The following is a 25,988-nucleotide window of genomic DNA, read 5'->3' as shown; positions in this document are numbered from 1 at the left end:
TTTGCTCAGTGGCCGTGGGAGAGCTGCTTGCGACCTCTGAGGAAATCCTTGCCATATTCGCCGTGCGGATTGATTTCGGCGTGCTCGATTTGAATCGTCGCATGCTCGATGCCAAAATGAGTTTTCAGCGTCTCATTGATCGCCAGAATGACACAGAAGGGTTGGATATTTTGGCGGATGAATACATGTGCGGTTAGCGAGTAATGGTCGGTAGAGACGGCCCACAGATGCATCTCGTGGACGTCTTCGACGCCTTCAACACGCGCGATGACTGCGCGAATCTCATCCAGGTTGAATTTGTCCGGGACCGATTCCATCAGAATCATGAACGATTCCCGAATGATTCTGCTCCCGCCGATGAAAATAATGCCTCCGATGACCATAGAGATGACGGGGTCGAACCAAAGCAGTCCTGTATAAAAAATGATAATGGAGGACACAATAACGCCAACCGAGCTGAGCAGATCCCCGAAGAAGTGCCAAAGCGCACTCTGCACGTTGAGGTTTTCTTCTTCTTTGACACTGTGGTGGAGCACCAGCGTCAGTACAAGGTTGACAATGAAACCGATGACCGCGATGCCGAGCATCATGCCAAGCTGGATGGGCTGCGGATGAATAATCCGCTGAACGCCTTCGATGAAAATGCCAATCGCGATGATACACAGCGCCAGGCCGTTCAAGAACGAGGCGATAATTTCAAATCGCAGAAAGCCGAACGTAAAGCGGGCATTGGGTTCGCGTGTCGCCAAATGCAGGGCAATCATGCTGAGGCCGAGCGCGATGACGTCGGAAATCATATGCGCGGAATCCGAAAGCAGAGCAAGCGAGTTGGACATCACCCCGCCGATAATTTCGACAAGTGTAAAGAAGGAAGTCAGTATGAGGGTTACCCACAATGTCTTTTTGGACGTGGTTTGTTGTTTAACATGATGCAGATGATGGTAGTCGTATTGGACGCTCATCGGGCACCTCCTTATTTATAATAATTCTAATTAAGTTATCTTCAGTATATGCCAATGGATAAGGAAGCGCAACTGCTTTTTGGAAAAAACATGGTAGGTCGGCAAATTGCTCATGAATAAAAGCGCTTTAAATTTTGTAACACAAATGAAATATTCCTGTTATGGTTCCATAATGTACCTCGGGTAATATAATAAACAAGACCCCCTTTTTAATATAACTTTTAGACCCGGCCCCGTTGGCTGGGTCTCTTTTTTGTTTTACGGAAGAAAAAGGGTTGCAGCCCAAATCATACTTTTAGATAAAAACTCATTCTCTGCGTCAAAGACACCCACCGGCGTATCCGTCTATAGTTAAAGAAAGACGGATTTAAAGGAGAGCTGAGCAGCGGTGAAACATACAAAGATCGTATTTCAAGGACCATGGCAAGTAGAAACGGTTCAGGCGTCATTTTCGCAAGACATTGGTGATCAGGAGGTCCTGGTGAAGAAGCTGTACACGCTGATTAGCCCAGGGACGGAGCTGGCCATGCTGTCAGGGAATGAGGCTTGGTTTGCTATGCCGGGCATTCCGGGGTACGCGGCGGTGAGCGAAATTGTGAAAGCAGGGAGAGGCGTAAAGGATTTTCAGGCGGGTGACATTGTGTTTCATTATGGGAACCATGCACAGTATGAGGTCGTATCGACAAACGGAACTTTTTTGAAGGTTCCAGCTGAGTTGAACAGGCAATGGGTGCCTTTCACACGGATGGCGACGGTGGCGGCGACGGCGATCCGTGTCTCGGCGATTGAGTTTGGCGATTATGTCAGCGTAACGGGGCTGGGGCTCATCGGCAATATGGCAGCCCAGCTGGCTGGGGCGCAAGGAGCGACCGTGATTGGCCTTGATTTGTCGGAGGAACGGCTTCGTATTGCCGAGCAATGCGGTGTGCCTTATCGGCTTCAGGGAGGCACGGCGGTGAAGGAGCAGCTTGCCGAGATCACCGGCGGCGCAGGCGTCTCTACGCATATCGAGGCGACGGGCGTGCCTCAAGTTGCTGTACAGAGTCTGGCGTATATTGCCAAACTTGGCGAAATTATTTTCCTGGGAAGCCCTCGCGGGGCGTATAATGGGGATGTCACGGATATCCTCAACTACTGTCATCTGTACAACCGAGGATGTATTACATTTAAAGGCGCACACGAGTGGCGATTTCCAACGGAGCCCAACGAGTTTGTGAAGCATTCTTTGGTGCGAAATTCGAAGATTGTCTTCGAGATGATGAAGACGAACCGGCTCCAGATTGCTCCGCTGATCAGCCATGTACTGGAGCCTGGCCAAGCAAAAGAGGCCTACCGGGGACTGAAAGAGAACAAGGACCGATATAGCGGCGTATTATTTGATTGGAGCACAGTATAGCGTGTGAGCAATACTTCTTGTACGAAGGACAAGCACGCGTTGTAAGACAGTATGATCGAGGGGAGGCAGGAATAGGGGCATGGAGGATTGGATGAATGAACTATCCCCTTGGGTCAGGGTGGTCAAGATTCACAAATCCGTTTCGTTGGCTGGAGAATGGTTGGACTATGACCATGTGTACACGTATATCGAGCAGGGCGAAGCGGAGTTTTTTATGGGCGGCATTACGTACCAAGTCAAGGAAGGGGACGTCATCCTGATGCCCCCTTTTTTGACGCATTTGATTCGCGCGACTTCCGACGCTCCGTTGATCCAATATATTGTTCATTTTGATTTGTTTTATGAGAACGAGCGGAGCCGCTGGCACGACCAAGGGATGACGGCTGCACGACGTAGTCCAGCGCCGATGGAAATGAAGTTCTCCTCCCTTTCTCCCGTTGTCCATGTCGCCTTACCGGAACAGATCGAACTGAAGCGACGATTTCTGATTCTGCATAAGGAATTTCTCGACCAGAAGCCTGGGTTTACCTTGCTTACTAAAGCAATTTGTTTAGAGTTGTTGGTGTTTTTTCTGCGGGGACAAGCGGGAGCGGCTGTGAGAGAGGGCAGGGTCACCAAGGGCTGGGTGTTTATTGAAAAGGCAATTACTTATATGCATGAAAACTATGCCAATATCGAGTTGAGTAATGGGACCATCAGCCGTCACGTGGGGATTTCGACGAATCATCTTTCCTTTTTGTTTAAGGATCAATTAGGGATGACGATTCACAAATATTTGACGCACACCCGCATTGAACAAGCCAAAATCCGAATGATGGCCGGTGATCTGACCTTAACGGCGATTGCAGACCAGGTCGGGTTTTCGAGCATCTATTTATTCAGCCGATCTTTCAAAGCGCATGTTGGCGTCATGCCCAGTTTGTTTATGGCGATGAATGCCGACATTCGGAAGCCATAGGATTTTCCGTATTTCTGTCAGAGTTATCTTATTTCTGTCTGGTTGTAAGCGCAATCATTCTTTTCTTAGAATAGGTGTATAACCCAATACAGCTGAGGTGATGATCGTATTCATGCAGGGGTTGTTCATCTATATGGAGGAGTGATTTCATGTACAGGTTAAGAAGTGGAAGATGGTGGAGTCGTCCTGTCCTAGTCGGTCTGATGGTGCTTGTTCTGTTTATCAGCATGCTGCCGCTCGGCATGACATCGGTTCTGGCTGCTGCAGGGGATGAGCTCGGTGCGCAGGAGATTGGCGTCATCATGGATGACCAGGATCCAGGCGTGACGTATACCGGACTCTTGCCGCTGCCCAGCACGCAAAATTTCATTCAGAACGCAAGCGGTGCTTATAAGGAAAAATTTACGTACTTTAATGTGAACAAAAGCGCCCCTCAAAGCATGACATTTTCGCCTCAAGTGCCGGAAGACGGCTTATATGATTTCTATGTTCGTAAGCCGGGTACAACGCGCTGGTATAACGGGAATGTGCCTTATACGATTACGCATGCATCCGGTGAGAACGTTATAAATAACCCGAGCGCCGGCAATGGGACTGAACAATGGGTGAAATACGGCACATTTCCTTTTCGAAGCGGTCAAACGTATGCGGTTATGGCAGGCGGTGCAGGCTATCAGTTCTTTCCTCCGGCAGCACCGGGGACGAACGGCTCCATCGCTGCAGCTGTCGATGGCATCAAGCTGGTCAAGGTCGCTGCGCTGCCGGATCAAGCGGGGCTCGATGCACTGAAGCTTGGGAATGATGCGGTGATGACGGCAGCGATGAACAAGTGGGCGGTTGATCTGGAGAAGGTGAAGTATCAGGCTGAAGCCACGATTTCAGGAAGCACGACGGTCGGGACCAACGTGTACGCGCAAGTGCTGCAATTAAAACCGGGCAATGTGAGCAATCCCGCGATTCAAGTGACGGCGCTCACACCGGAGGATGGAACCTATTTACACGTTGTAGATGGAAAGCTGCTGCTCAAAGCGCGAAATCAGACGGCTGCAAGTGTTGTTGAAAACGTTGCCATGAAATTAAGCGTCGGAGAGTCATCGGCGATCATTCCGATTGCAGTGACGATTCTCCCCAGTCCTGTCGCACAAGAAGAAGGGGATGTTTACTTTACTGATACACCAACGTGGTACCGGGAGTATGCCCCCGGCATCTTCAATCCCAATGAAGGAACCATCGAGCTGAAGCTGCGCATAGATAAACCGTACAAAGAGTTCGGCAACAACTGGGACTTTTTATTCAAATTAATTCCAGCGCAAAGCGGCCCCGGAAATACGCTGATCCAAGCCCATATCCCTCCGCCAACGGCCAAGCCGTCAGGCGCTAATCCGGTGTTTGAGCAGCCATTAACGTTTTTTGCACGAAACGGTGTGGGATCCTCTGGGGCGTACACCACGGCCAAGCCTGAACAAGTGCAATATACAATCGGGCAGCCGTTTAATTTGGCATTTTCCTGGAAGATGGGAGCAGGAGGCTATGCTGCCATTTATATGAACGGCGTTCAAATCTCGGCCTCTTCGCCGACCAACGCCGCAGCCATTTTAGAAAAATTTATGCCTTATGAATTTATGGTGGAACGGGGCAACCCCTACAATATTAGTGAAGTGAAGGTTTCAACCAAAGCGTTAAGCGCAGCTGAATTGGAGCATACGGCCGAGTCGTTCACGGCTGGCACAGACACGGCCTTGCTTGCGAACATCACCTACGGCCAAGACATTCAGACGCAAAAATTTGTGACGCCATGGCACACGGCCTCGCAATATAGCGTCGTCAAACCGGCGTTCCGCAATGAGAAGCAGGTGTTCTACGCCGGAGAGGAAGCCGTGTATCCGGTGATGACTGTGAACTATGGGACTAGTACAAAGAGCTACACCGTTTCGATAAAAGCTACAGATCCCTATGGCCATGTGACATTCACGGAGAGTCCGACCGTCCAAGTCGCTCCAGGCGGGGTTTACCATGTGGTCGAGCTGCCGCTTCCCGTGTTGATGAATAAAGTAGGCTTCTGGTACCTGGAAACAACGGTTAGCACCCCTGGATCGGATCCGATTGTGTACAAAAGCGGAATTTCCAAAGTGCCTGCCGACGAAGGGGGCGCAGCCGACGGCAAATATGCCAATTATTATGGCCAGCATGCCAACTATGACTATGATATGTCCGCGTGGACCAAAATTCATGCAAGCGCTACGCGGGGATGGGAAGGCGCGATGGAGTTTTTGTGGAACGTCGTAGAGCCAACCAAAGGCCATTTTGTATGGGATAAAAGCGACGAGTATGTCGAAAAAGCGCAAGAAGCGGGGTTAGACGTGCTTGCTGTTCTCGGATATCCATCCGATTGGGCGTCAACACGTCCTTCACCGCAGGATATCGCTTCTGGTATGAATGACCTTGCCTATCGGGCAGAGCGTTGGGTACCGAAGGATATTCAATTTTCAAACGGTGTGCCTGGCACAGGTGAGGATTGGTCCAATTATGTGTACCAGACGATGAAACGATACGCAGGAAAAGTGAAGTATTGGGAGGTCGTCAATGAGGTAAACTTTCACCCGCCGGCTACACTCGCTGCATTCTCAGGCACGAAAGACGAATATATGCTTATGCAGAAGCTGGCCTATGAGCAAGCGCAGCGTGTGAAGACGGAGTATAAAGAAGCCACAGGACACGATCTTGAGCTGTATGTCACAACGAGCGGCTTTGCTGCGCCTACCCCGGCTGCCGATCGGCAGCTCGCCGTAGATATGCTGAACGGAGATAACCCGAATTATTATGATTATTATAATATTCATGGCTATGCCGGCACAGAGGGGATTCAGGATGTTTTGACTGCCTATAACGCAGCTAAGGCGCTGCATCCGAATTTGCAATTATGGCAGTCAGAGATGTATCCGCTGCAGATCAGCCAGAACCCTCGGCGTGTGTATCAGACGGTATGGAACTATATGGATTTCCTGGCTGCAGGCACGAGCAAATACTTCAATATGGGAACGCCGGCGGATGACATGTTCGTTACACGGCATTCACAGTCGCCTACCGAAGTCTATCAAGCGATGGCTACCTTGCAGCATCATTTGCGCAAAGCAGAGACCTATATCGGTGCCTATTCGGGTATTCAGAACGGAAATTTACTGACGGTCAATCATTATTTAAAACGGGCGGATAACAACTATTTGAGTATTTTGGCCAGCGAGGAAGAAATGCCGCTCTACGTAACGATTGCCAATAGCGAGCAAATTCTCAGTGCAGAGGATGCTTATGGGAATCCTGTGCATGTAGAAGACTTTGCAGGCACGAAGCGCTTGCTGAAAGCGAACAGCTTGTTTGTCGTGAGCCAGGTACCCTTACAAATTACGAAGGTGTCGGGCGATGTGAATCCGGCTATGATTAAAAACGGAGATTTTGAATTGACGACCGGCGATACGGCCGGCGGACCATCGGGCCTGCTTGTGTCCTATTGGAACATGGGCTGGCAGCGGGGCGAATATGGTACCAATGCCCATGTGAACCTGACGGCTCCTTATGAGGGCGACAAATCTTTGGAATTCAATTCTGCGGGAGCACCGGGGAATCGAACGTTTATGTCCCAACAGTTTACGGTCACGGTGCCGGGAACTTACGTCCTTTCGGCGCAGATCAAGAAGCTGGAAGGAACGGATGTTCAGCCTGAATTGAATTTATGGGACGGCACGAGCGATCATCAGCTCGCTCCTGTTACACTAACGAATCAATATGCCAAATATTCGTTCATGTATGACGTTACCGCCCCGAAGACGTTAATTGTCAATGTGGGTATTCTTTCCGGCGTGGGCAAGGTCGTGTTTGATCAAGTTTCCTTCGATCCGGCGCCTCCCGCACAGCATCAGCCGATGAGTCATAAGCTGACTGGACCTGCTTCGGTAAGTAGTGGAGAAAACTTCATCGTCCATTATGGCCTTGCCTCCGTCACTGACAGCGTGTATGCGTTGGATACGACACTGACGTTTGATCCGGAGCTGCTGGATTTTATTTCAGCGGCGCCGTTGAAGACGGGGATTGCCATTGTTTCCACGCAGGCAAACGTGCCGGGACAAATCCGCATCATTGCGGCTAGTCAAGGTTCGACCGCTGCAATCTCTTCTTCAGGCGATGTGCTGGCGCTGACGTTCCAAGCCAAGCCAGGCGGCAGCGGAGGCGGTGCCGCGATCCAAGCGGTTTCCGTAACCTCCGATGGACAGGGAACGGAAACCACGTTGGCCACAGACACGTACACCGTGAATGTGCAGTTTGTTGACAAAACGCAGCTGAATACCGCCATCACTAGCGCTGAAGCGATCTACACGAGCTCCGTGGAGGGCAGCGGGATCGGCCAATATCCAGCCACTGCTCGAGCGGCGCTGCAGACGGCGATTACCGCTGCAAAGCTTGTGCAGTCGGATGGCGGTGCGAATCAATCGGGGGTGGATGCTGCCACTGCTACCTTGCTGACGGCAATAGTCAGCTTCCAGGAAGCTGTCATCACGCGCAAACCGGAAGATGTGAATGGCGATAACCGCATCAGCGTTGGCGATTTGGGCCTGGTTGCCGCCCATTACGGCCAAACCGCTGCAAGTCCGGATTGGCCCAGTGTCGAAGTATGCGACGTGAATCAGGACGGGATCATTGATTTACAGGATCTGATAGCTATCGCTTTGAAATTGTAAGAAACAGATCTAGGTTTGTCGGGGAGAGAGGGCGCAGCCGCCCTTTCTCCCATTGTCATTTCCATGGACTTTGTTATGCTGTAGATAAGATTACGAGACTGCCGAGGGGGGCCTGCCGATGTACACAATGCTGTTGGTAGATGACGATTACATTTCGAGGGAAGGGCTGCGCGATCTGATTGATTGGGACAGTCTGGAGATCGAAATCATCGGAGAGGCGGAAGATGGCGCTGAGGCACTGCTGGCTGCCCGCGAGCTTAAGCCGGATATTGTCATTACCGATGTGGTGATGCCTGTGATGGACGGCATGCAGCTGGTCGAACAGCTGAGGCAGGAACACTCTGAAGTCATGGTCATTATGATCAGCGCGCATCAGGATATTCAATACGTGAAGGCATCCATGAAATTGGAGGCCATTGATTATATTCTGAAGCCGTTTAACCGGGAAGAATTGAAGCAGGTCGTCAGTAAAGCAGTGGCTAAGCTGGACAAGGAAAAAGCGGAAAAGCAGCTGAAGGACGAGATCAGCCACTACTACTCGGATAGTATTTCCTCGGCAGGCTTGCCCGTTATTGTGGAAAACGTAGAGAAAATCGCCAGCATGTGCAGCACCGGCCAAACGGAAGTGTTGATCGCTGAGGTGAGAGGGCTATTCGCAGTGATCCGGGAGTTGAATATGGCCAGCATGCTGTTCCTGACGGCGATGTGCAGCGAGTTGCTGATTAAAGCGGTGAAAAGCGCCTCAGCCCATATTGAAGCCCAGATTGTGCAGGAGGTAAAAGTGTCGATTCAGCAGTTCAGGCACTTGCGTAGCCCGCAAGAAATGGAAACCTTCGTGTTGGACAAGCTGCTCCTCATGGAGCAGGCCTCGAATGATTCGCGTCACAGCAAATCGAGAAGAATTATTCGGGATGTAGAAGGGATCATTCAGAAGACGTTTCATCAGAATTTGACGATTCAACAGCTGGCTGCCGACGTATTCCTGTCTCCCGGCCATCTCCAGACGCTGTTCAAAAAAGAGACCGGGCAAACGATTAACGATTATATTACGTATGTAAGGCTGGAGAAAGCGCAGCAGCTGCTTCAGGAGCCTGGGATCAAAATTTATGAAGTGGCGAATCAGGTAGGCTATCAGGACACGTATTATTTTACGAAAATTTTCAAAAAAATGGTGGGTATGAATCCCATGGAATATCGGGAGAGATTGCGATGAGCCAATGGATCGGTAAGCTGAGCGCCCTCTATTACAATATTAATTTGCGCACCAAGCTGGTGATCTCCTATTTAATATTAATTATTATTCCGGTTGTTGTTCTCGTGTACTTCTCCTATAGCACCATTCACAAGTCTGTGGTAGAGCAAACCGGCAAGGCGTATCTGGAAACATTAAAGCAAGCCGAGAAAAATATCGCCTTCGGCATTGAATCGGCTTATAACATTGCGAATTTGGCCCAAAGTAACTATGATGTGCAGCAAATACTGAGAACGGTATCGGAACGCCCGCTGACCTCTGCGGAAGTCATTGATTTTTTCAACCTTTTAAATCGAAACGTCAATAACTACGTAGGTATCAACAATGTACTCAAGGTGAGCTACTATATGAAAGGCAATCCGGCTTTTGTTGCGGCGAATCCCAATTTCTTCGGTGTAGACCAGCTTCAGCTTGAGGCGGGTCTACAGCCGCTTCTGGCCGGAGAGAAAAAGGAAGCTTGGTTCTATGGCGGGGAGGGCCGTCAATTAAGCCTGGTTCAGCCGGATGAGGTAGTCTTTATCAAAGAGATCAAAGATATTAACCGATTTCAATCGGTTCTCGGCTACATTATGGTGGAACTGGACGCAAAGTTCATTTGGAACATTCTCAACGATATTCAGCTTCCAGCCGGCGCGGAGAAAGTCGTGATGTCGCCAGACGGGCGCATAGGCATCCATCAATTGACAACAAATAGCACAAGTTTATCCGACTTGTATATCAAATCTCCGCCCTCGAATGAAGAAGGCATTGTCAGCTTTGGCCCGGGGAGCGGCTCGAATTATGCTGCATATAGCAAAGTAAGCGGGCTGAATTGGCAGATTGCGCTGCTGATGACCAAGAAGCATTTGGGGATGAACAGCCGATGGATTCAGAATTTCATGCTCGCGTTGGCGGGTGTGGTGTCCATTATTGCCATTATAACGGCCTTCTTTATTTCGGGAAGCATTACGAAACGGTTGAAAAAGCTCGTACAATTGATCAAACGCGCCGAGATGGGAAGCTTCGAAACAGAAAATAATATTCGCGGGAACGACGAATATGCCAGGCTCCAGCGCTCCTTTAATAAGATGAGCAGGCAGATTAAGGCCCTCATTGAAGAGGTGTATCAAGCCCAGATTTCCAAGCAAGAGACGGAAATGAAGCTGCTGTATGCGCAAATTAATCCGCATTTTTTGTATAACACATTAGATATTATTCATTGGAGCGCTCTGCGCATAGAGGCCAAGGAGATCGCTGAGGTAACGGAAGCCTTGGCCAAGTTCTTACGGCTTAGCTTGAACGAAGGCAAAGAGCATATCCGGGTGGCTGAGGAAGTGCTGGAAGTCAGCAAGTATATGGAAATCATCAACGTCCGCTATCGCGGGGCGATACAGGTTATCACGGAGATCGAGGAAGGCATTGAAGAATTCCCGATTATTAAGATGATTTTACAGCCGCTCGTTGAAAATGCAGTTGTGCACGGGATTAGGCCTAAGCCGGGGAAAGCTGGGACGATTAGGATTCGCGCCTATCGCGAGGAAAGCTATCTGCTGTTTGAGGTGGTTGACGACGGTGTCGGCATAGCCGAAGACAAATTGCAGCGGTTGTTTGAGATGGAGACGAGAGGCTACGGGGTCAAGAACGTTCATCAACGTATCCAAGTGTATTATGGCAAGGATTGCGGTCTTTATTTTGACAGTAAACCAGGATTGGGGTGCCGGGCAGTTGCCCGCTTGAAAGTGACGGCAAAAAGCCTAGAATCCGTATGATTGTCAGAGATATCTTACTTCTGTCCAGTTGTGGCTGAAAGGCTCCTTTTCGTAATATTAGAATATACCAACAAGGAGCTGAGGTGATGGCATGGCACAGATAACGACACCCTACACGGCCAGGTCTTTGGATGCAGAGGTGATCCCGAAGCAAAAAAATCGCTTATGGCGCAGAATCGTTCGTAATTGGGATATTTATGTACTGATCTCGATTCCGCTATTGGTGCTTCTGATTTATAGTTATGTCCCGATGCTCGGGATCATCATTGCATTTAAGAACTACCGGGTGTTTGACGGCATTCTGGACAGTAAGTGGGTGGGGTTGGCTCATTTTCGAACTTTGTTGTCCGATCCAAAGTTTTTCAGCGTTCTAAGCAATACCCTTCTGATCAATTTGTTCAAGTTTTTGTTTCAGTTTCCGCTGCCGATTATTCTGGCGCTGCTGCTGAATGAAGTTCGCAAAGGCTTCGTCAAGCGATTGACGCAAACGCTCACGTACCTTCCGCATTTTCTATCCTGGGTTGTGATCGCCGGCATTTTCGTCGATATTCTCTCGCCTAGCACTGGTGTCGTTAACACCGTCATTAAAGCTGCGGGGTTTTCCCCGATCACCTTCCTGGGGGACGACAGCTACTTCCGAAGTGTGCTTGTGGCTTCAACCGCTTGGAAGGAAACCGGATGGAGCGCCATCATCTACTTAGCGGCTTTGACATCCATTGATCCGGATCTGTATGCGGCCTCCAGTGTGGACGGCGCAGGGAAATGGCGGCAAACGTGGCACATCACGCTTCCGGGTATTTCAAGTACGATCGTCTTCATTATTATTCTTCGCGTATCCAGTCTACTGGGCAGTGATACGGAGCAGGTGCTGTTACTCTATAATCCGCTGGTGTACGGCGTTGGAGATATTATCGGTACTTATGTGTATCGCGAAGGGATTCAAAACGGCAGTTACAGCTATACAACGGCGGTCGGGCTGTTCATATCCTCCATAGGATTTACCCTGATGATAATCGCGAACAAAGTAAGCCGAAAATACTCAGACAGAGGCATCTGGTAACGGCGCAGAGGAGGAATGAAAATTGTCTTATCATAGGCTGTCAACCGGGGAAAAAGTGTTTACGGTGTGTAATTACATCATCTTGCTGGCGATTGGCCTGCTGTGCCTGCTGCCTTTCCTGACCTTGCTGGCAAAATCCGTGAGCGAGGAGGCTTATGTCGTGAGCGGGCAAGTGAGCTTATGGCCGAAGGGCTTTCAACTCAAAGCGTATCAAGTGTTGCTGTCAGGTGCGGATTTTCGTACAGCCTTCCGAAATAGCGTCATGGTTGCCGCCTGCGGCACCGCGGTTCAGGTCTTTTTCACGGCTTGTGTAGGCTATGCGATTGCCAAGGGCGATTTAGTGGGACGCAAGACCATCAATGTTCTGTATGTGTTCACCATGTTGTTTAACGGCGGCATGATTCCGACCTATCTGGTCATGAAAGAAACAGGATTAATCAATCATCTGGGCGTGCTAGTTATTCCTGGAATGGTAAGCGCATTCAATCTGATACTTGTTCGCAATTATTTCGAGTCGCTGCCGCACAGTTTAGAAGAATCCGCCAGAATCGACGGCGCCGGCAACCTCACCGTTCTCTTTCGCATCATGCTGCCGATTTCCAAGCCGCTGTTGGCGACAATCGCGATTTTCAGCGCCGTAAGCATTTGGAATAATTATATGGAGCCTTTGATGTATTTAACGAAAAAGGATGTCCAGGTGCTGCCCTTATTTTTACAAAACGTCGTTGCCGCAGCAAATAAAAATAACATGGAAAATCCCGAGCAGCTAGCCAACATTGCTTCGGAGACGTTCCGCGCTGCAGCCATTTTCGTATCTGCGATTCCGATTTTACTTGTGTATCCATTTTTACAAAAGTACTTTGTTACCGGCTTGACGCTAGGTGCTGTTAAGCAATAGCTCAATATATGGAGGGGAAAAAGATGCAGAAGAGATTAAAAGTAGGGATGACGTCCGGCTTAATCGTAGCGATTACAGCTAGCATGATACTAGCCGGATGCAGCAAGGAAACGGAGAAGCCGGCGCAGAGTGCAGCAGGGACAGCGGCGCCAGCGCAAGGGGCTAAGCTGAATAAGGCGGCTAAGATTCGAATCGCAGTGCCCGATAATGCCGGTGTCAAAGGCTTCGAGCAGGGGGCTAGTGCGAATGAGAATCAATTCCTGAATGCGATTAAAGAGAAAACCGGGTACACGAATATTGAATGGAACGTCATTCCCGCGGCCAATCAGCTCGACACCTACAACTTGATGTTCGCTTCGGGGGAGGTCTATGATCTCATTTATACGAACGATTTGACGATTTTTAAAAGATTCAGTGCACAAGGTGCGCTCATGCCGGTTGATTCGCTGATCCAGCAATACGGCAGTGAGGTCAGTAAAGCAACCACAGATAATGCCTGGACGGCGGTGACTGTGGAAGGCAAAAAGATGGCGATCCCGGTTCCCCCGTATTCCAAGTATGAAAATGTAGACCTCGGCTCCGGGTTCTTGGCCCGTCAAGATTGGATGGATAAGCTGGGACTCAAGGCGCCGAAAAACCTGGATGAGCTGTACACCTTTCTTAAAACCATGAAGGAGAAAGATCCCAGCGGGAAAGGAACGATTCCTTACGTTGCTGCGGCAGGAAATAATGGCAATCCGTTAGACGGTTTGGATGTCATTACAGCAGCATTCGGCATGTCCGGCATCACGAATTTGGCTGTGCCCTTTATTGTGAAGGACGGCAAGCTGGTGGATGCCCAGGACGTCTATCTCAAGGATATGCTCACCTACTTGAACAAGCTTTATAAAGAGGGCCTCATCGATAACGAGTATTTGTTTAATAAATCGCAGCAGGTCACGGAAAAAATAACGTCGGGCAAGGCCGCTTCGACCTACACGGGGTACTGGGATCCGGTTACCTATCTGGCAAGCTTGAACAAAACCGATCCGAATGCCAAGCTTAGCTATCTGCCTATTGTGGAAGGCGCTAACGGACTGAAAGGATACTCCATGCCGGCGCCGGTATCCAACTTCTACATCATTCCGAAAAACGCTAAAAATGCAAACGAAGCCGTTGATTTATTGAATGCTTACTTAAAAGATAAAGAGTTGCAGAAATTTGTGAATTACGGCAAAGAAGGTGTCCACTATGAGATGGTCAATAACGTATTGACGCCTAAGAAGCCCGCCTATGACCAAATCATTTATAAACTGTACTACAGAATGTGGAACTCCCCGGATATCTGGCTCCCGAATGCGATCTTAGGCGGATATGAGCCGGCGATGAAAAGCTATGCGCAGGCAGGACCGCAGATGACGGCCTTCAACATTAACCAGTATCGCCCGCAAACGGATGCTGAGCTTGCCAAAGGCAGAGCCCTCATCGACCTGCGCAATGAGTACGTAGCCAAAATCATTAACGGCGCGCTGCCGCTTACCGCTGTGGATGAGTATTTCAAGAAGGCGGATGCCGCTGGCAGGCAGGATGTCCTGAAAGCCTCGCAGGATTGGTTTGAGAAGGAAGGGAAAGCGATTTACGAGAAGCTGAATAAGAAGTAGAGAGCGCATCTCACCCTATCCCGTTTGATTGAGGAGCAGTAGGCATCAGGGCTTTCGAACGGGGTGCCGGTAGGAAGCAAAGTTATCCAGGAACTGGACCAGGCTGTGTCAATGAAAAAGGTGTCCCCAGGCCATGCACATGGCTGGAGACACCTTTTATTCGGATATCGGAAAGTAAATTATTTCACCGTCTTATTGTACGTTGCCAATTTCTCGGAAATGCTTTTCGCTGCGGCGTCCAGCGCATCTTTCGGCGCTTTCTTGCCGGCCAGCGTTTCTTCAATTGCGCCTTCAACGATTTGGCGAGCTTCCGGGAATACGCCCATAACCGCGCCTTGCGTCGCTTTGTTCGCTTTGGTAGCGTGCAGTTGATCAATCGCTGTTTTGAATTGCGGATACTTCACAAGGTTGTCTTTCATCAACTGCTCGTCATACGCTTTTTTCGTGATCGGGAAGTAGCCCGTGTTGACGGACCAGTAAGCTTGCACGTCCGGCGTTGTCAGGTACTTGATAAATTCCCAAGCGCCTTTTTGCTCCGCTTCGGTTTTGTTGTTCAGGATGTACAAGCTCGCGCCGCCGACAACAACGCCGCCCTCTCCGGCACCTGCAGGCTTCGGCAGGTAGGCGGTGCCGACTTGGAATTTGCCTTCCGCGCCGCTGACGATGCCGCGCAGGGAAGCGGTGGAATCCAGCGTCATCGCGACTTGGCCGGCGAGGAACGCTTTTTTCGTATCATCTGTTTTACGGCCAAGGTTGGCTGCGGATTTGTTGTCCACCATCTGCTTCCACCACTCGAGTGTTTTGACGCCAGCATCAGCATTAACCTGGGATTCCGTCGCAGGGGACGTGCGGCCGTTACCGTTGTTCAAGTATTCTGCACCTTGGTTCGCAAAGAATTGCTCCATGAACCAGCCGTAGATGGCGAAGGACGCGCCGGACTTGCCGTCTTTGCTAAGCGCTTGCGCCGCTTTGGCGACTTCGTCATACGTCGTCGGCGGTTTCTCGGGATCAAGGCCTGCAGCTTTGAACATATCCTTGTTGTAGTAAAGGATCGGGTTGGACGTGTTGAACGGCATCGAGTAAAGCTTATTGTCGACACGGTAGTAGTTCAGAATATTCTCTTCAAGCTGAGAAACATCGTATTTATCCGCATCGATAAAGGTTTGCATCGGGGTGATCGCTTTAGAGTCGATCATGAAACGGCTGCCGATCTCATACACTTGGATGAGGGAAGGGCCGTTTTTCGTATCCATGGAGGCTTTCATTTTATTCAAGCTCTCGTCATAGGTGCCTTGGAAAACGGCTTCAACCTGCACATCTTTATGGGATGCATTGAAGTCGGCAACGAGCTTGTCGATGGCTTTGCCGAGCTCACCGCTCATGGAGTGCCACCAAATCACTTTCACAGGCTCGGCCGGCTTCGTGGACGCAGCTGCAGGGCTGGCAGCCGGAGCTGTGGAGGCGGAAGTCGATGTGGCCGTTGTATCGGCTTTCCCGCATGCGGAGGTCAGCAGGAGGGCAAGAGCGGTCATGGCGATGGCCGAACTTCTCATTTTCAACGTTTTCATTGCTTGGTTTCTCTCCCTTGTTTTCTATAAAATTTATATGGTCAACTGCTCCGATACGAAGCTCGGAACAAGGCGCCAACAGGTAGATCAGCCTTTGACGCTGCCTGCGGTGAGTCCGCGAACAAGCTGTTTGAGGCCTAGCACTAAAAGCAGGAGCGAAGGCAGCAGCACGAGGGTGACCCCGGCCAGAACGAGGTTCCACACCGTAAGCTCTTCAAATTGCAGCATAGCAATCCCGATTTGGACGGTTCGCATATTCTCGCTGTTCGTAATCAGCAGCGGCCATAGGTACATGTTCCACGAATTTAAGAACGCATAGACGGCAAGGGTGGCGAGCGCCGGACGCGACAGCGGCAGGACGATGCGGATAAAATAGCGGATATGACCGCAGCCGTCGATTTTCGACGCTTCGAACAGCTCGCGGGGCAGCTGCAGGAAAAACTGGCGCAGCAAGAAAGTGCCGAACGCCGAGGCCAGGAACGGCACAGTTAGACCTTGCAGGCTGTCAAGCCAGCCCCATTTGCGAACGGTCAAGTAGTTTGGAATCATTGTAACTTCCCACGGAATCATCATCGTCGCCATGAACAGGGCGAAGAACAGCGCTTTGCCTTTAAACCGAATATTCGCAAAAGCATAAGCCGCCATGCTGGCGGTGATCAGTTGTCCGACCATGATGATGAGCGAAACGACCAAGCTGTTTTTGATGAACGTTTCGATCGGAACGAGCTTAAATACGGCCTCAAAACTGCCGAGATAAAGACTGCTTGGCCAAAAGCGCGGCGGATACACAGACGCTTCCGCCGGCGTCATGAAGGAGGCCGAGAACGCATAGAAGAGCGGATAAAGAATCAAGGCCGCAAAAATCGTCAACACCACATAGATAACCGTATTTTGCAGTCGAGTGATCATTGGTAATGGACATTCCTTTCAAATGCTTTGAATTGAACGAAGGTTAGGATCAGAATCAAGGTGAATAGCACGAGAGCCTGCGCGCTGCCTGTGCCGAACCGGAAGTTGATGAAGGCATCCTGATAGATCGAATAGACGAGTACATTCGTTGCGTCAACCGGACCGCCCTTGGTCAAAATGTTAATTTGGCCGAACGATTGAAAGGCGTTGATCATGGAAACGATCGTGACGAAGAAAACCGTCGGCGACAGCAAAGGCATCACGACCTGCACGAAGGTGCGGAAAGGCCCGGCGCCATCGATTTTAGCACTGTCGTACATATCGTCGGAGATATTTTGCAGCCCGCTGAGCAGGACGATGTACGTAAAGCCGAGATTCATCCAAATCGTCATGACGGACACGGAGAGTAGCGCCCATTTCGGATCGGTCAGCCAGGCGACGGGCTGCATGCCGATCAGGCTGAGCAGGTAGTTGATCATCCCGACGCTCGGATGGTAGAGCATCATCCAGATGACGGCGGAAGTACTGACCGACAGGACGACAGGCAAGGAGAAAATGAATTGAAATACGCGCATGCCGCGCAGTCGGTTATGCGTCAGGGCCGCAAGCAGCAGGGAAAGCGCGATGCCGGTAGGGACGGTCAGCAGCGTGAACAGCCCTGTGACTTCCAGGCTTTTATAAAACTTCGCCGATGTGAATATATCGATAAAGTTATCGAAGCCGACATAGCCGGCCACCCGGCCGCGCGGATCCGTCTCATGCACGCTTAGATAGAGCGATTGCAGAAGCGGATAAAAGAGAAATACAAGGAATAGCGCCAAAGAAGGAGCTAAGAAGAAGTAGCCAAGCAGCGTCTCTTTCCAAAGCTGAGTAGACTTCGTCTTCAGGTTCCGCCGAATGGCAGCAGCGGGCTCAGCGGCGGGGACAAGCGGCAAATCTTGGTCCAGCGTATTCATTGATAACCTCCATCTTTCAATATGAACCTTGTGACGTTTACAAGCATATAGCTCTTTTATTTGACCTGTGTTAAATTCATGTGATTGTTTTGTTGAGACGCTCCGGACCTTTACGGAATTTTTAAAAGGGTTGGTCATTCTTGCACTGGGCAAGGCGGAAGGCTGCCTCTATAATGTGTGGAGTAGCTGAATATTACTAAAGGAGTGCTGACAGTGAATCAAAGAAAACCTATGATTATCGGACACCGCGGAGCGGCGGGCGAAGCGCCTGAGAATACGCTGGCTTCTTTTGCGCTTGCGGCAGAGCAAGGCGCGGAGGGCATCGAGCTGGATATACATATCTCGAAGGATGGTGAGATTGTCGTCTGTCACGATCCGACGCTGGATCGGACGACGAACGGCTCGGGGCTGATCTGCGAGCACAATTGGCAAGACATTCGGCAGCTGGATGCGGGGGCTTGGTTCGCAGACAACTATCGCGGGGAGCGGGTGCCGCTGCTTCGTGAAGTTTTTGAAATGCTGCCGAAAGGCTTCTTGGTTAATGTGGAGGTTAAGTATTCCTATGAAGGGCGCCAGGAGCAAGCGCTGCTGGCTTATTTGCGCGAGAGCGGTCGGATGGAGGACGTTGTGATTTCGTCTTTTGACCACCAGTGCATCCGCCGATTGAAACTGGCTGAGCCGGACGTGAAGGTTGGCCTGCTGTATGCGGCCAATCTGTTCGATCATGCGGCCTATGCCCGTCAGGCGGACATCGATATCTTCTCGCTGCATCCGTACTATCAGACGATAGCCGCTTCCGATGTGAAAGGTGCTGCAACTGCCGGCCTGGCGACTTATCCGTATACGGTGAACCAAGAAGAAGATTTCGCGCGGCTGACAGAGGCCGGTGTGAGCGGCATCATTACGGATTACCCGGGACGCTTGCGGGACTTTTTGGAAGGAATTCAATAAGGGGAATGAAGAGAGGAGTTTCCGAATGGAGGCTCCTCTTTGTATACAAATCAGCAAGAATATCCTAGACGTGACTCTAATGCTCCATTAGCTGGCTGGCTGCAACGACTTGTTCCTGTTCGGGCTGATCAAGCGGGAAAATGCGGCATGTTCCTCGCTCTTCATCGACGCTTTGAATATATACCTGAACGCCGTCGCAAGTGACGTTGGCCATGACCGGCGATGCGGCAATCGCGGCTGCACGGGGCGTATCCATAGGCTGAACCTCCTTTTCCGATGTGCGGATGATTCCGCCTCATTGTTACCATTTCCATTCCGTCGGAAATCATGCGGTGCACCTAGAGGGAACGCTTTTTAAAATTGAGGCGCCGCCTCCGCTTCAGGCGCGGCGCTCTGGATGGTCAGCGGACGGAGCGCATGGCTCTCGTCCACATGCACAAAAGCGTCGTACCGCCGCGCCATCACGGAGGGAACGTAGTTCCCCCGTTCATAGCTAGGGCGGTACACGACCCCGATGGCACGGTGCCCCAGCACCTCGTGCCCGAGCACCGGATCCTCCTGGCTGAGCAGGAGGATCTGGTCCCGCGCGCCGGCGCGGTGCACGAGCGCCTCCCAGCTGCCCGGCTGGGCAGCGGGAACGGGCATCGCCGCGAGCGGCGCGCCCCAGCGGCTCGCGGCAATGACCGTGCCGCGGTACGTGCCGAAGCCGATGGCGAACACATCGGCTTCGCCGTGCGCTTCGCGCACGAGCTGCCCGACGTTGACCATGCCGTCGGCCGCCATATCCGTTGCACGCGCATCGCCGATGTGCGTGTTGTGTGCCCAGACGATGATTTTCGCGTCTGGGCCGTGATGGTCGGCGAGGCGGCGCAGCACCTCGGCCATGTGGCGATCGCGGATATTCCACGATTCCGCGTCGTGCCGGACCATGGTGCGGTAGTAGTCCTCCGCACCGACAGCCGCGAGCGCGTTCAGCTCCGCGCTCAACGCCTCTTCGCCGCTCGCGCCGCCGCGGCGGGCGCGGTCGTCGTGAAGCGCCTTCAGCAGCTTCACGACGTCATCCTGGCAGCTTTCGCCGTAGAAAGCTGCGGAAACGCCGTAATTTTGCCCCTCCCGGTCGTAGGCGTCAAAGCAGGCAAAAGCTTGCTGCGCCAGCGCAAGCTGCTCCGGGGTCCCCTCTTCGCGCAAGTAGCGCTCGATCGCTTCCAGCGACTCCCATAGGCTGTACAGGTCGAGCCCGTAAAAGCCGACTTGCCCTGCGTCGCTTTTTCCCTCATTATGCTCCCGGAGCCAGTGGACGAGCTCCTCGACTTCTTCGTTCGCCCACATCCAGGAAGGCCAGCGATCAAAGTCGGCCAAGACGTCGCGAGCGGTCGATTTGGCTTGGGGAAGCCGTTTGACATAGCGGTTAACCTCGAAGCACGAAGGCCAGTCGCCTTCCACGGCGATCAGCGAAAAGCCTTTTTGCTCGATCAGCTTGCGGGTCAGCGCCGTGCGCAATTGGTAGAACTCCGATGTTCCGTGCGACGCTTCGCCGAGCAGGACATATTTGCGGTCTCCGATCGCTTGTACGAGGACGTCTAGGTCATCCGGGCCGTTCAGGGGGAGGGCTCGCTGCCCGATGTGCTGTACGAGCGCATCTTCCAGCTTTTTTTCCATGCGTTCAACTCCTTGCTGTCGTATTTCGTCTGTAGTATGTACAATTAAATGGGAATGATTTACGGAATGAGCTGTGAAAAAAGAACGGGGGATCCAGCATGACACAGAACGCACACGGCGTTCCCGCTATCCCGCTGCCGGCTCCTTTGGAGTCGCTGCTTGCCGGGTGCGTATGGCGCAGAGAGACGATTGGCCATTCGGCTTCTCAGACGTACCAGGTTTGCGGGGCAGCGGGCCGGTATTTTTTGAAAATCCAGTCGTTGCAAGCGGTTGAAAGCTTGGTGGAAGAAAAGGAAAGGCTGCTCTGGCTGAAGGGGCGCCTGCCTGTGCCGGAGGTTGTCTATTATGGCACGGATGAGGCGCATGAATTTCTATTGGTGACCGAGCTTCCGGGTGTCAATGCGTCGGATGACTTGTGGAAGGATCAACTGCCTGAATTGTTGCGGGCGCTTGCTCGCGGGTTGAAGCAGATTCATCAGGTGCCGATTGACGATTGTCCTTTCGATCAGCGGTTGGCTGTAAAAATGGAAGAGGCGATGTTACGCGTTCGGCAAGGCCTCGTTGATGAGGAGGATTTTGATGAGAGCCGGCTCGGGCTGCGTGCGGAGGAGGTTCTGGAGCAGCTGCTCGGCAGCGTGCCGGCGGAGGAAGACCTGGTGTTCACCCACGGCGACTATTGCATGCCGAATATTATTATGCTGAGCGAGGGAGAGCTCAGCGGCTTCATTGACGTGGGACGCGCCGGCATCGCCGACCGGTATCAGGACTTGGCTTTGGCGATCCGCAGCATCCGCTATAACTTTGGCGACGCGCACGTGCAGACGTTTGTGGAGGCGTACGGGCTGGATAAACTGGATGAAGCGAAAGTCAGCTTTTATCAGCTGATGGATGAATTTTTCTAGGGGAGGACGTTACGGAACATGCAGCCTATATTGAAAATGATGAGCGTTCTGCTGCTGATCCTGTTTGCGGGCTCCGAGCAGGCCGTCGAAGCGACGCCAACCGGCGATCAGGTAGCTGCTGCGCTGCAGGTGAAGGTCGGGTATGTGAAAGACGGCTACGGCACGCCGGAAAAACCTTACAGCGACGAGGCAAGAGCGTCGATTGCAGGGGCCCGGGTTATTGCAATCGATGCGGAAGGGGCGATTCTCGCACAGGGCTTAACGGATCATCAAGGCGAATGGCAAGCTGACATTGCTGTTCCCAGAGACCTTCGTTTTGCGAAGAAAAACATGGGGATGGTGACGCTGGTCACGGTGGCGGATGGCTATAATGAGAATGTGACGTTCGATGTCCCCGTCAACCAGTATGACGATGGGGTTGTCAGCGCTGTCGTCACGCTCCGGCCAATCCGGGCGGATGAGAGAAACGAGCCTTCGTTTAACGCGCAGCTTCATCGCTTTACGGTGTTTGAGATGCTGGACGACTATGCCAATCGTGTCGGCCTGGTGAAGCAGAAGCCATCTGCCAACACAAACGGATTGAGTGAACCCGAAATGCCGTGGAGCGCGGAAATTCGTAATCCATAACGATAAAAAGGGCCGCCGATCCCCCAGAACGAAATAAAAACCTCCGCCTCCTCGCTGGGTCGAACCGATCGAAGGAGAGAGAGGTTTTCTTTTTTTAATCAAATCGCACTTCCTGATCGAGGATAATCTCTTTCGGCGGCAGTTCCATCGGTGCGGCAAACGGGATCAGTGCAAAATGCACATGCGCAAGCGGCTCCGGCAGCCGCGGTGTGACGAGAAATTGCAGCTTGGAACGCCCTCCGCCTCCGCTTGCTCCGTGCCTGAAAACGGCGTAGGGCGTTTCGCTAATGATATCGAGCTGGAGCTGAGGGCGAAAGTGAGCGACGGCTTCCTCCGTCGTCAATTGCTTGATTTCGAGATGCACCATGCTGCCGTTCTCATGCTGCATACTATGCGTAATGGCGTATTCGTAGCCGGCCAGCACGGTCTTTTTCATAATGGGCAGCACCTGAAGCAGTTCTCCGGGCTCGCTTGGCATGAATGGGTGCAGCGAATGATTCAGACAACTCAGCAGCCAATTGATTTGCGGGACGTCGATGCCGTACTGTGCCGCCCAAGCTTGGACCACGTCCTGTTCCGGCATGCAGCGTTTTCCCTGTGCAAGGGACTGGCGCTCATTCAGCAGACGAATCAGGTTTTCGTCGATTTGATGCAGCTTATCACTATACTCATGGGGCACGCGTTGCAGTTCGGACCAATTCATCCAGGCATCCACCTCTTGTCTATGATTTCTGTTCCAGTATAGCAGTTGCATTGTGGGTGGGAAAGTTTTACAGGCGATTCGAGCAGAATGTCTGGACGATTCCCCATATTTTCGGGACAGTTCCCCAAGCCTGAACCGCCTTGAAGATGCTACCTTTAGAGAAGAAGAAGCGACAAAATAGGAAGGGCTGTGAGCATCCATGGTTGGGGCTAGTGCTGAAAAAGTGTGGCGGCAAATGATTGCAGACCATACGGGAAATTGGGGAATGGACATTCATCACTGGGATTGGGTCCCGGGCGTTGGCGTGATTGCGCTGTTGGAATACTATAAGGCGGCGCGCGATGAGCAAGTGATCGTGTACTTACAGGAGTGGGTGAGGCGGAACGAGGCGAAAGCGAAACATAAATTGGTCATCAACGCGATTGCGCCATATGCGATCTTCCCTGCTTTGCACAGGCTGACAGGCGATGTGCATTATAAAGATGAGGCGGTCCGGATCGCGGAATGGCTGCTTCACGAGACACCGCGTACCCGCGAGGAAGCATTTGAACATACGGTGACGGAAAATGCGGAATTCTCCGAGCAAGTATGGGCGGACACCATTTTCATGGCGGTGCTGTTCCTGGCGCGAACCGCTTCCCTTATCGGCAGCAGGGCCTACGCGGAGGAGGCACTGAAGCAAGTGCTGATTCATCTACGGTTACTGCAGGACCCGCAGACGGATGTGTTGTTCCACGGCTGGAACTGCGCTTCAGGCGACCATATGTCATCAGCGCGCTGGACGCGGGCGAATGCCTGGATTGCCGCAGGCGTGCCGATGATTGTGGAGGAAATTGGCGGACTGGTCGACGTTCCGGACGAACTGAAAGAGCGGTACGGCCGCTTGATGAACGGGCTGCTCGCTTTTCAGCAGCAGGACGGTTTATGGAGTACGGTGATGGATCATCCAGATTTTTATAGAGAAGTATCGGGCAGCGCGGGCATTGCCTATGGCCTTTTGAAAGCGGTGGACACACAGCTGCTGGAGGATGAAGAGGTTTATGCAATCCGGGCGGAGCGTGCGTTTAAGGCCATTGTGCCTTACATTACGGAAGACGGCATCGTAACGGGCGTATCCGGCGGAACCCCGGTGATGCCGTCGGTTCAGGCGTATCAGGATGATATTCCAACGTATCCGACTTTGTACGGGCAAGGCCTGGCACTGATGCTGCTCTCGAAAAACCTACAAAAGGAGCAAATCTCGCATGCGTAATGCAGAACTCTTGACATCGATTCAAGCAACGGAAAAAAACTACAATAGTGACGTAAAGCTGGTTCGCACCCCGCTGACGGCAACGTATCATACGGCGCTTAAGCCCGATAAGCATCCCTTCGTTTATGGGCTATATCCATCGACTGTTTTCGCTTACGAGCTATTGCAGTACGGTGGGGAGCTTTATGCGCGGAGAGCGGCGGACATCCTGGAGGTCATCGTATCGCGTCAGGACCAGGATCCTTCCCGTTCGACCTACGGCATATGGCCGTACTTCTATGAGGAATCACTGGATGAGATGGATCGGCCGGATTGGAATATGGCGGATTTTCACGGCAAGAAGCTGGTGCTGATTGTCAAAAATTATGGGGATCTGCTCCCGCCAGCGCTCGTCGACAAGCTTCGGGGCGCTGTGTATCACGCTTGTCGGGCGATCATGATTCGCAATGTCGGCCCGCACTACACGAACATTGCCATTATGGGGGCGCTCGTTACGCTGCTTGGCGGCGAGCTGTTGGAGAATGAAGAACTGCGCGCCTATGGCGAGCAGCGGCTAAGGAAGTTCCGTGATTACACCATGGCGATCGGCACATTCACGGAATATAACAGCCCTTGTTACACGCCGATTGCGATTGAAGAGCTGCACGCCATTTATACGGAGTCGAGCACGCCTGGCGCAGTCGCCGATGCCGAGCAACTGCTGGATTTGGCGTGGCATATGATTGCGAAGCACTACCATCCCGCAACGGGGGCATGGGGCGGCCCGCACAGCCGAACTTACAGCACACAGCTGCGGCCGAATGAAAAAGATTTCCTGGGAAATGGGTTGAAATCGGATCCGGCTTATATTCGTTGCCCTGAGAAGTACCACGATTTGTTCCGTTCGACGGACGAGCGGTATTATTCCGAACCGACGCTGATGGCGGAGGAAGCGGGCTTCCAGAACTACGCGACGACATACCAAAATGAGCGGCTGACGCTCGGCAGCTATACGTCGGGAAGCATGTGGAATCAGCGCCGCAATTTACTAGCGTATGTGGATGCTGGCAGCGGGAAAAGTGTCTCGATCCAGCTGCAATTTCTGAAGGACGGCAAGGACTTCTGCTCGGCCATCTTCACCGGAGTGCAGTCGCGCAAGCAGGTGCTGTTCAGCTTTAACCTTGCGACGGATAACGGCGGATGGCACCAGGACCTGGACATCATTAACGGCAGGTTCAGGGCCCAAGACTTGCGAATCCGGCTTCAACTTGGCGGGGATGCATCGGGTCTGGAACTGTCGGCGGCGCAGACGGGCACTCGTTTTGTGACCCTGATCGGGGAAACGGCGCTTCAGGTGGATGCGGTGCTGGACCGCTCGGATTACGGCGCGCTCCAGCTCGAGCAGGCGCGAGACGAGGCGGGGCTTAGCCTCGATTACGTCATCGCAACGGGTGAGGAGCGGGATTTCGATTTCCACGCGCTGGAGAAAGCGGTCTGGGTGTTTGCCTTTTCGCTCGGTGAGGATCGTCCGCTGCCGACGGTCGACATTCAGACAAGCGGTGCGTGGGTCACAGCGTCGATCCGGACGGAGGATGGCGAGGCGTCTATTACGGTGCCGCAGGCACCGCGCAAGACCGGTGAGCTGTACCGGGAGAATCAGGTGCAACTGCCAGCGGTTCAACAGAGGCACATGGGGTGAAGCCTTGAGAAAAGCCTTCAATCTGCTTAGGCAGATTGGAGGCTTTTGCTATTTGGTCGGTAGGGAGGGGGGAAATGGAAAGGGAGCTTGTGTGGCAGGAGTAACCAGAGAATAATGGCAGAGTAGGTGGAGTAGGTGG

20 protein-coding genes are annotated in these 25,988 nt (G+C 52.1%); 13 read left to right on the top strand and 7 right to left on the bottom strand.

Annotation, left to right across the window (positions count from 1 at the left end):
* Nucleotides 1-5 precede the first annotated feature (5 nt).
* Complete coding sequence (locus tag EJQ19_RS14815) at nt 6-962, bottom strand: cation diffusion facilitator family transporter (RefSeq protein WP_126142013.1); 957 nt, start codon at nt 960-962, stop codon at nt 6-8.
* A 388-nt stretch (nt 963-1,350) separates the two neighbouring features.
* On the opposite strand from EJQ19_RS14815, the gene EJQ19_RS14810 reads away from it, so the two are divergent.
* The 8 genes from EJQ19_RS14810 to EJQ19_RS14775 all read left to right on the top strand — a co-directional run bounded on the left by EJQ19_RS14810 (nt 1,351) and on the right by EJQ19_RS14775 (nt 14,644).
* Complete coding sequence (locus EJQ19_RS14810) at nt 1,351-2,358, top strand: zinc-dependent alcohol dehydrogenase (protein ID WP_126142012.1); 1,008 nt, start codon at nt 1,351-1,353, stop codon at nt 2,356-2,358.
* Between the two features lie 91 nt (nt 2,359-2,449).
* Complete coding sequence (locus tag EJQ19_RS14805) at nt 2,450-3,316, top strand: AraC family transcriptional regulator (RefSeq protein ID WP_206438424.1); 867 nt, start codon at nt 2,450-2,452, stop codon at nt 3,314-3,316.
* A 149-nt stretch (nt 3,317-3,465) separates the two neighbouring features.
* Nucleotides 3,466-8,046: a cohesin domain-containing protein gene (locus EJQ19_RS14800; protein ID WP_126142010.1), complete on the top strand. Its 4,581-nt coding sequence runs from the start codon at nt 3,466-3,468 to the stop codon at nt 8,044-8,046.
* Nucleotides 8,047-8,164: 118 nt separating this feature from the next.
* Nucleotides 8,165-9,259 (top strand): response regulator transcription factor, encoded by a 1,095-nt coding sequence (locus EJQ19_RS14795; RefSeq protein ID WP_126142009.1) that lies wholly within the window; start codon nt 8,165-8,167, stop codon nt 9,257-9,259.
* Nucleotides 9,256-11,046 (top strand): cache domain-containing sensor histidine kinase, encoded by a 1,791-nt coding sequence (locus EJQ19_RS14790; RefSeq protein ID WP_126142008.1) that lies wholly within the window; start codon nt 9,256-9,258, stop codon nt 11,044-11,046. Before EJQ19_RS14795 ends, EJQ19_RS14790 begins: the two co-directional genes overlap by 4 nt.
* Before the next feature lie 91 nt (nt 11,047-11,137).
* On the top strand, nt 11,138-12,106 hold the full coding sequence (locus tag EJQ19_RS14785) for an ABC transporter permease (RefSeq protein WP_126142007.1): 969 nt from the start codon (nt 11,138-11,140) through the stop codon (nt 12,104-12,106).
* Between the two features lie 22 nt (nt 12,107-12,128).
* Nucleotides 12,129-13,004, top strand: coding sequence for a carbohydrate ABC transporter permease (locus EJQ19_RS14780; protein ID WP_126142006.1), 876 nt, complete (start codon nt 12,129-12,131; stop codon nt 13,002-13,004).
* Between the two features lie 23 nt (nt 13,005-13,027).
* On the top strand, nt 13,028-14,644 hold the full coding sequence (locus EJQ19_RS14775) for an extracellular solute-binding protein (RefSeq protein ID WP_164716558.1): 1,617 nt from the start codon (nt 13,028-13,030) through the stop codon (nt 14,642-14,644).
* Between the two features lie 179 nt (nt 14,645-14,823).
* Here EJQ19_RS14775 and EJQ19_RS14770 read toward each other — a convergent pair whose 3' ends face one another.
* The 3 genes from EJQ19_RS14770 to EJQ19_RS14760 all read right to left on the bottom strand — a co-directional run bounded on the left by EJQ19_RS14770 (nt 14,824) and on the right by EJQ19_RS14760 (nt 18,077).
* Complete coding sequence (locus EJQ19_RS14770; RefSeq protein WP_126142004.1) at nt 14,824-16,212, bottom strand: ABC transporter substrate-binding protein; 1,389 nt, start codon at nt 16,210-16,212, stop codon at nt 14,824-14,826.
* 87 nt (nt 16,213-16,299) lie between these two features.
* Nucleotides 16,300-17,121, bottom strand: a complete 822-nt coding sequence (locus EJQ19_RS14765; protein ID WP_126142003.1) for a carbohydrate ABC transporter permease — start codon at nt 17,119-17,121, stop codon at nt 16,300-16,302.
* Nucleotides 17,118-18,077 carry a carbohydrate ABC transporter permease gene (locus EJQ19_RS14760; protein WP_126142002.1) on the bottom strand — a complete coding sequence of 320 codons (960 nt, stop codon included), beginning with the start codon at nt 18,075-18,077 and terminating at the stop codon, nt 17,118-17,120. Before EJQ19_RS14760 ends, EJQ19_RS14765 begins: the two co-directional genes overlap by 4 nt.
* 213 nt (nt 18,078-18,290) lie before the next feature.
* Here EJQ19_RS14760 and EJQ19_RS14755 point away from each other — a divergent pair, with 213 nt between their 5' ends.
* On the top strand, nt 18,291-19,028 hold the full coding sequence (locus EJQ19_RS14755; RefSeq protein ID WP_338143333.1) for a glycerophosphodiester phosphodiesterase: 738 nt from the start codon (nt 18,291-18,293) through the stop codon (nt 19,026-19,028).
* A gap of 76 nt (nt 19,029-19,104) precedes the next feature.
* Here the strand turns inward: EJQ19_RS14755 and EJQ19_RS14750 are convergent, their stop codons facing one another.
* Nucleotides 19,105-19,284: an H-type small acid-soluble spore protein gene (locus EJQ19_RS14750; RefSeq protein WP_126142001.1), complete on the bottom strand. Its 180-nt coding sequence runs from the start codon at nt 19,282-19,284 to the stop codon at nt 19,105-19,107.
* A 98-nt stretch (nt 19,285-19,382) separates the two neighbouring features.
* On the bottom strand, nt 19,383-20,687 hold the full coding sequence (locus tag EJQ19_RS14745; RefSeq protein WP_126142000.1) for an erythromycin esterase family protein: 1,305 nt from the start codon (nt 20,685-20,687) through the stop codon (nt 19,383-19,385).
* 98 nt (nt 20,688-20,785) lie between these two features.
* On the opposite strand from EJQ19_RS14745, the gene EJQ19_RS14740 reads away from it, so the two are divergent.
* Together EJQ19_RS14740 and EJQ19_RS14735 are read left to right on the top strand one after the other, a co-directional pair.
* A complete protein-coding gene (locus tag EJQ19_RS14740; protein WP_126141999.1) occupies nt 20,786-21,589 on the top strand; it encodes an APH(3') family aminoglycoside O-phosphotransferase in 804 nt (267 codons plus the stop codon).
* Between the two features lie 18 nt (nt 21,590-21,607).
* Nucleotides 21,608-22,216 carry a hypothetical protein gene (locus EJQ19_RS14735; protein WP_126141998.1) on the top strand — a complete coding sequence of 203 codons (609 nt, stop codon included), beginning with the start codon at nt 21,608-21,610 and terminating at the stop codon, nt 22,214-22,216.
* 94 nt (nt 22,217-22,310) lie between these two features.
* Here EJQ19_RS14735 and EJQ19_RS14730 read toward each other — a convergent pair whose 3' ends face one another.
* The gene (locus tag EJQ19_RS14730) at nt 22,311-22,919 is read right to left on the bottom strand and encodes a hypothetical protein (protein WP_126141997.1); all 609 of its coding nucleotides are present in this window, start codon (nt 22,917-22,919) and stop codon (nt 22,311-22,313) included.
* 199 nt (nt 22,920-23,118) lie between these two features.
* Here EJQ19_RS14730 and EJQ19_RS14725 point away from each other — a divergent pair, with 199 nt between their 5' ends.
* Nucleotides 23,119-24,171: a glycoside hydrolase family 88/105 protein gene (locus tag EJQ19_RS14725; RefSeq protein ID WP_126141996.1), complete on the top strand. Its 1,053-nt coding sequence runs from the start codon at nt 23,119-23,121 to the stop codon at nt 24,169-24,171.
* On the top strand, nt 24,164-25,849 hold the full coding sequence (locus EJQ19_RS14720; protein WP_126141995.1) for a hypothetical protein: 1,686 nt from the start codon (nt 24,164-24,166) through the stop codon (nt 25,847-25,849). Before EJQ19_RS14725 ends, EJQ19_RS14720 begins: the two co-directional genes overlap by 8 nt.
* Nucleotides 25,850-25,988 lie beyond the last annotated feature (139 nt).

Source organism: Paenibacillus whitsoniae (genome assembly GCF_003955665.1).
Taxonomy (GTDB): Bacteria; Bacillota; Bacilli; order Paenibacillales; family NBRC-103111; genus Paenibacillus_E; species Paenibacillus_E whitsoniae.
The sequence above is the reverse complement of the archived record's forward strand: the minus strand, read 5'-3'. Positions and strand labels throughout refer to the sequence as shown.

Bases quoted from the DNA above. Each gene is read 5' to 3' on its own strand.
- EJQ19_RS14785 (WP_126142007.1), top strand. From the start codon at position 11,138: ATGGCACAGATAACGACACCCTACACGGCCAGGTCTTTGGATGCAGAG.
- EJQ19_RS14765 (WP_126142003.1), bottom strand. From the start codon at position 17,121: ATGATCACTCGACTGCAAAATACGGTTATCTATGTGGTGTTGACGATT.
- EJQ19_RS14725 (WP_126141996.1), top strand. From the start codon at position 23,119: ATGGTTGGGGCTAGTGCTGAAAAAGTGTGGCGGCAAATGATTGCAGAC.
- EJQ19_RS14815 (WP_126142013.1), bottom strand. From the start codon at position 962: ATGAGCGTCCAATACGACTACCATCATCTGCATCATGTTAAACAACAA.
- EJQ19_RS14735 (WP_126141998.1), top strand. From the start codon at position 21,608: ATGCAGCCTATATTGAAAATGATGAGCGTTCTGCTGCTGATCCTGTTT.
- EJQ19_RS14795 (WP_126142009.1), top strand. From the start codon at position 8,165: ATGTACACAATGCTGTTGGTAGATGACGATTACATTTCGAGGGAAGGG.
- EJQ19_RS14750 (WP_126142001.1), bottom strand. From the start codon at position 19,284: ATGGATACGCCCCGTGCAGCCGCGATTGCCGCATCGCCGGTCATGGCC.
- EJQ19_RS14775 (WP_164716558.1), top strand. From the start codon at position 13,028: ATGCAGAAGAGATTAAAAGTAGGGATGACGTCCGGCTTAATCGTAGCG.
- EJQ19_RS14730 (WP_126141997.1), bottom strand. From the start codon at position 22,919: ATGAATTGGTCCGAACTGCAACGCGTGCCCCATGAGTATAGTGATAAG.
- EJQ19_RS14760 (WP_126142002.1), bottom strand. From the start codon at position 18,077: ATGAATACGCTGGACCAAGATTTGCCGCTTGTCCCCGCCGCTGAGCCC.
- EJQ19_RS14805 (WP_206438424.1), top strand. From the start codon at position 2,450: ATGAATGAACTATCCCCTTGGGTCAGGGTGGTCAAGATTCACAAATCC.
- EJQ19_RS14800 (WP_126142010.1), top strand. From the start codon at position 3,466: ATGTACAGGTTAAGAAGTGGAAGATGGTGGAGTCGTCCTGTCCTAGTC.
- EJQ19_RS14790 (WP_126142008.1), top strand. From the start codon at position 9,256: ATGAGCCAATGGATCGGTAAGCTGAGCGCCCTCTATTACAATATTAAT.
- EJQ19_RS14745 (WP_126142000.1), bottom strand. From the start codon at position 20,687: ATGGAAAAAAAGCTGGAAGATGCGCTCGTACAGCACATCGGGCAGCGA.
- EJQ19_RS14770 (WP_126142004.1), bottom strand. From the start codon at position 16,212: ATGAAAACGTTGAAAATGAGAAGTTCGGCCATCGCCATGACCGCTCTT.
- EJQ19_RS14740 (WP_126141999.1), top strand. From the start codon at position 20,786: ATGACACAGAACGCACACGGCGTTCCCGCTATCCCGCTGCCGGCTCCT.
- EJQ19_RS14720 (WP_126141995.1), top strand. From the start codon at position 24,164: ATGCGTAATGCAGAACTCTTGACATCGATTCAAGCAACGGAAAAAAAC.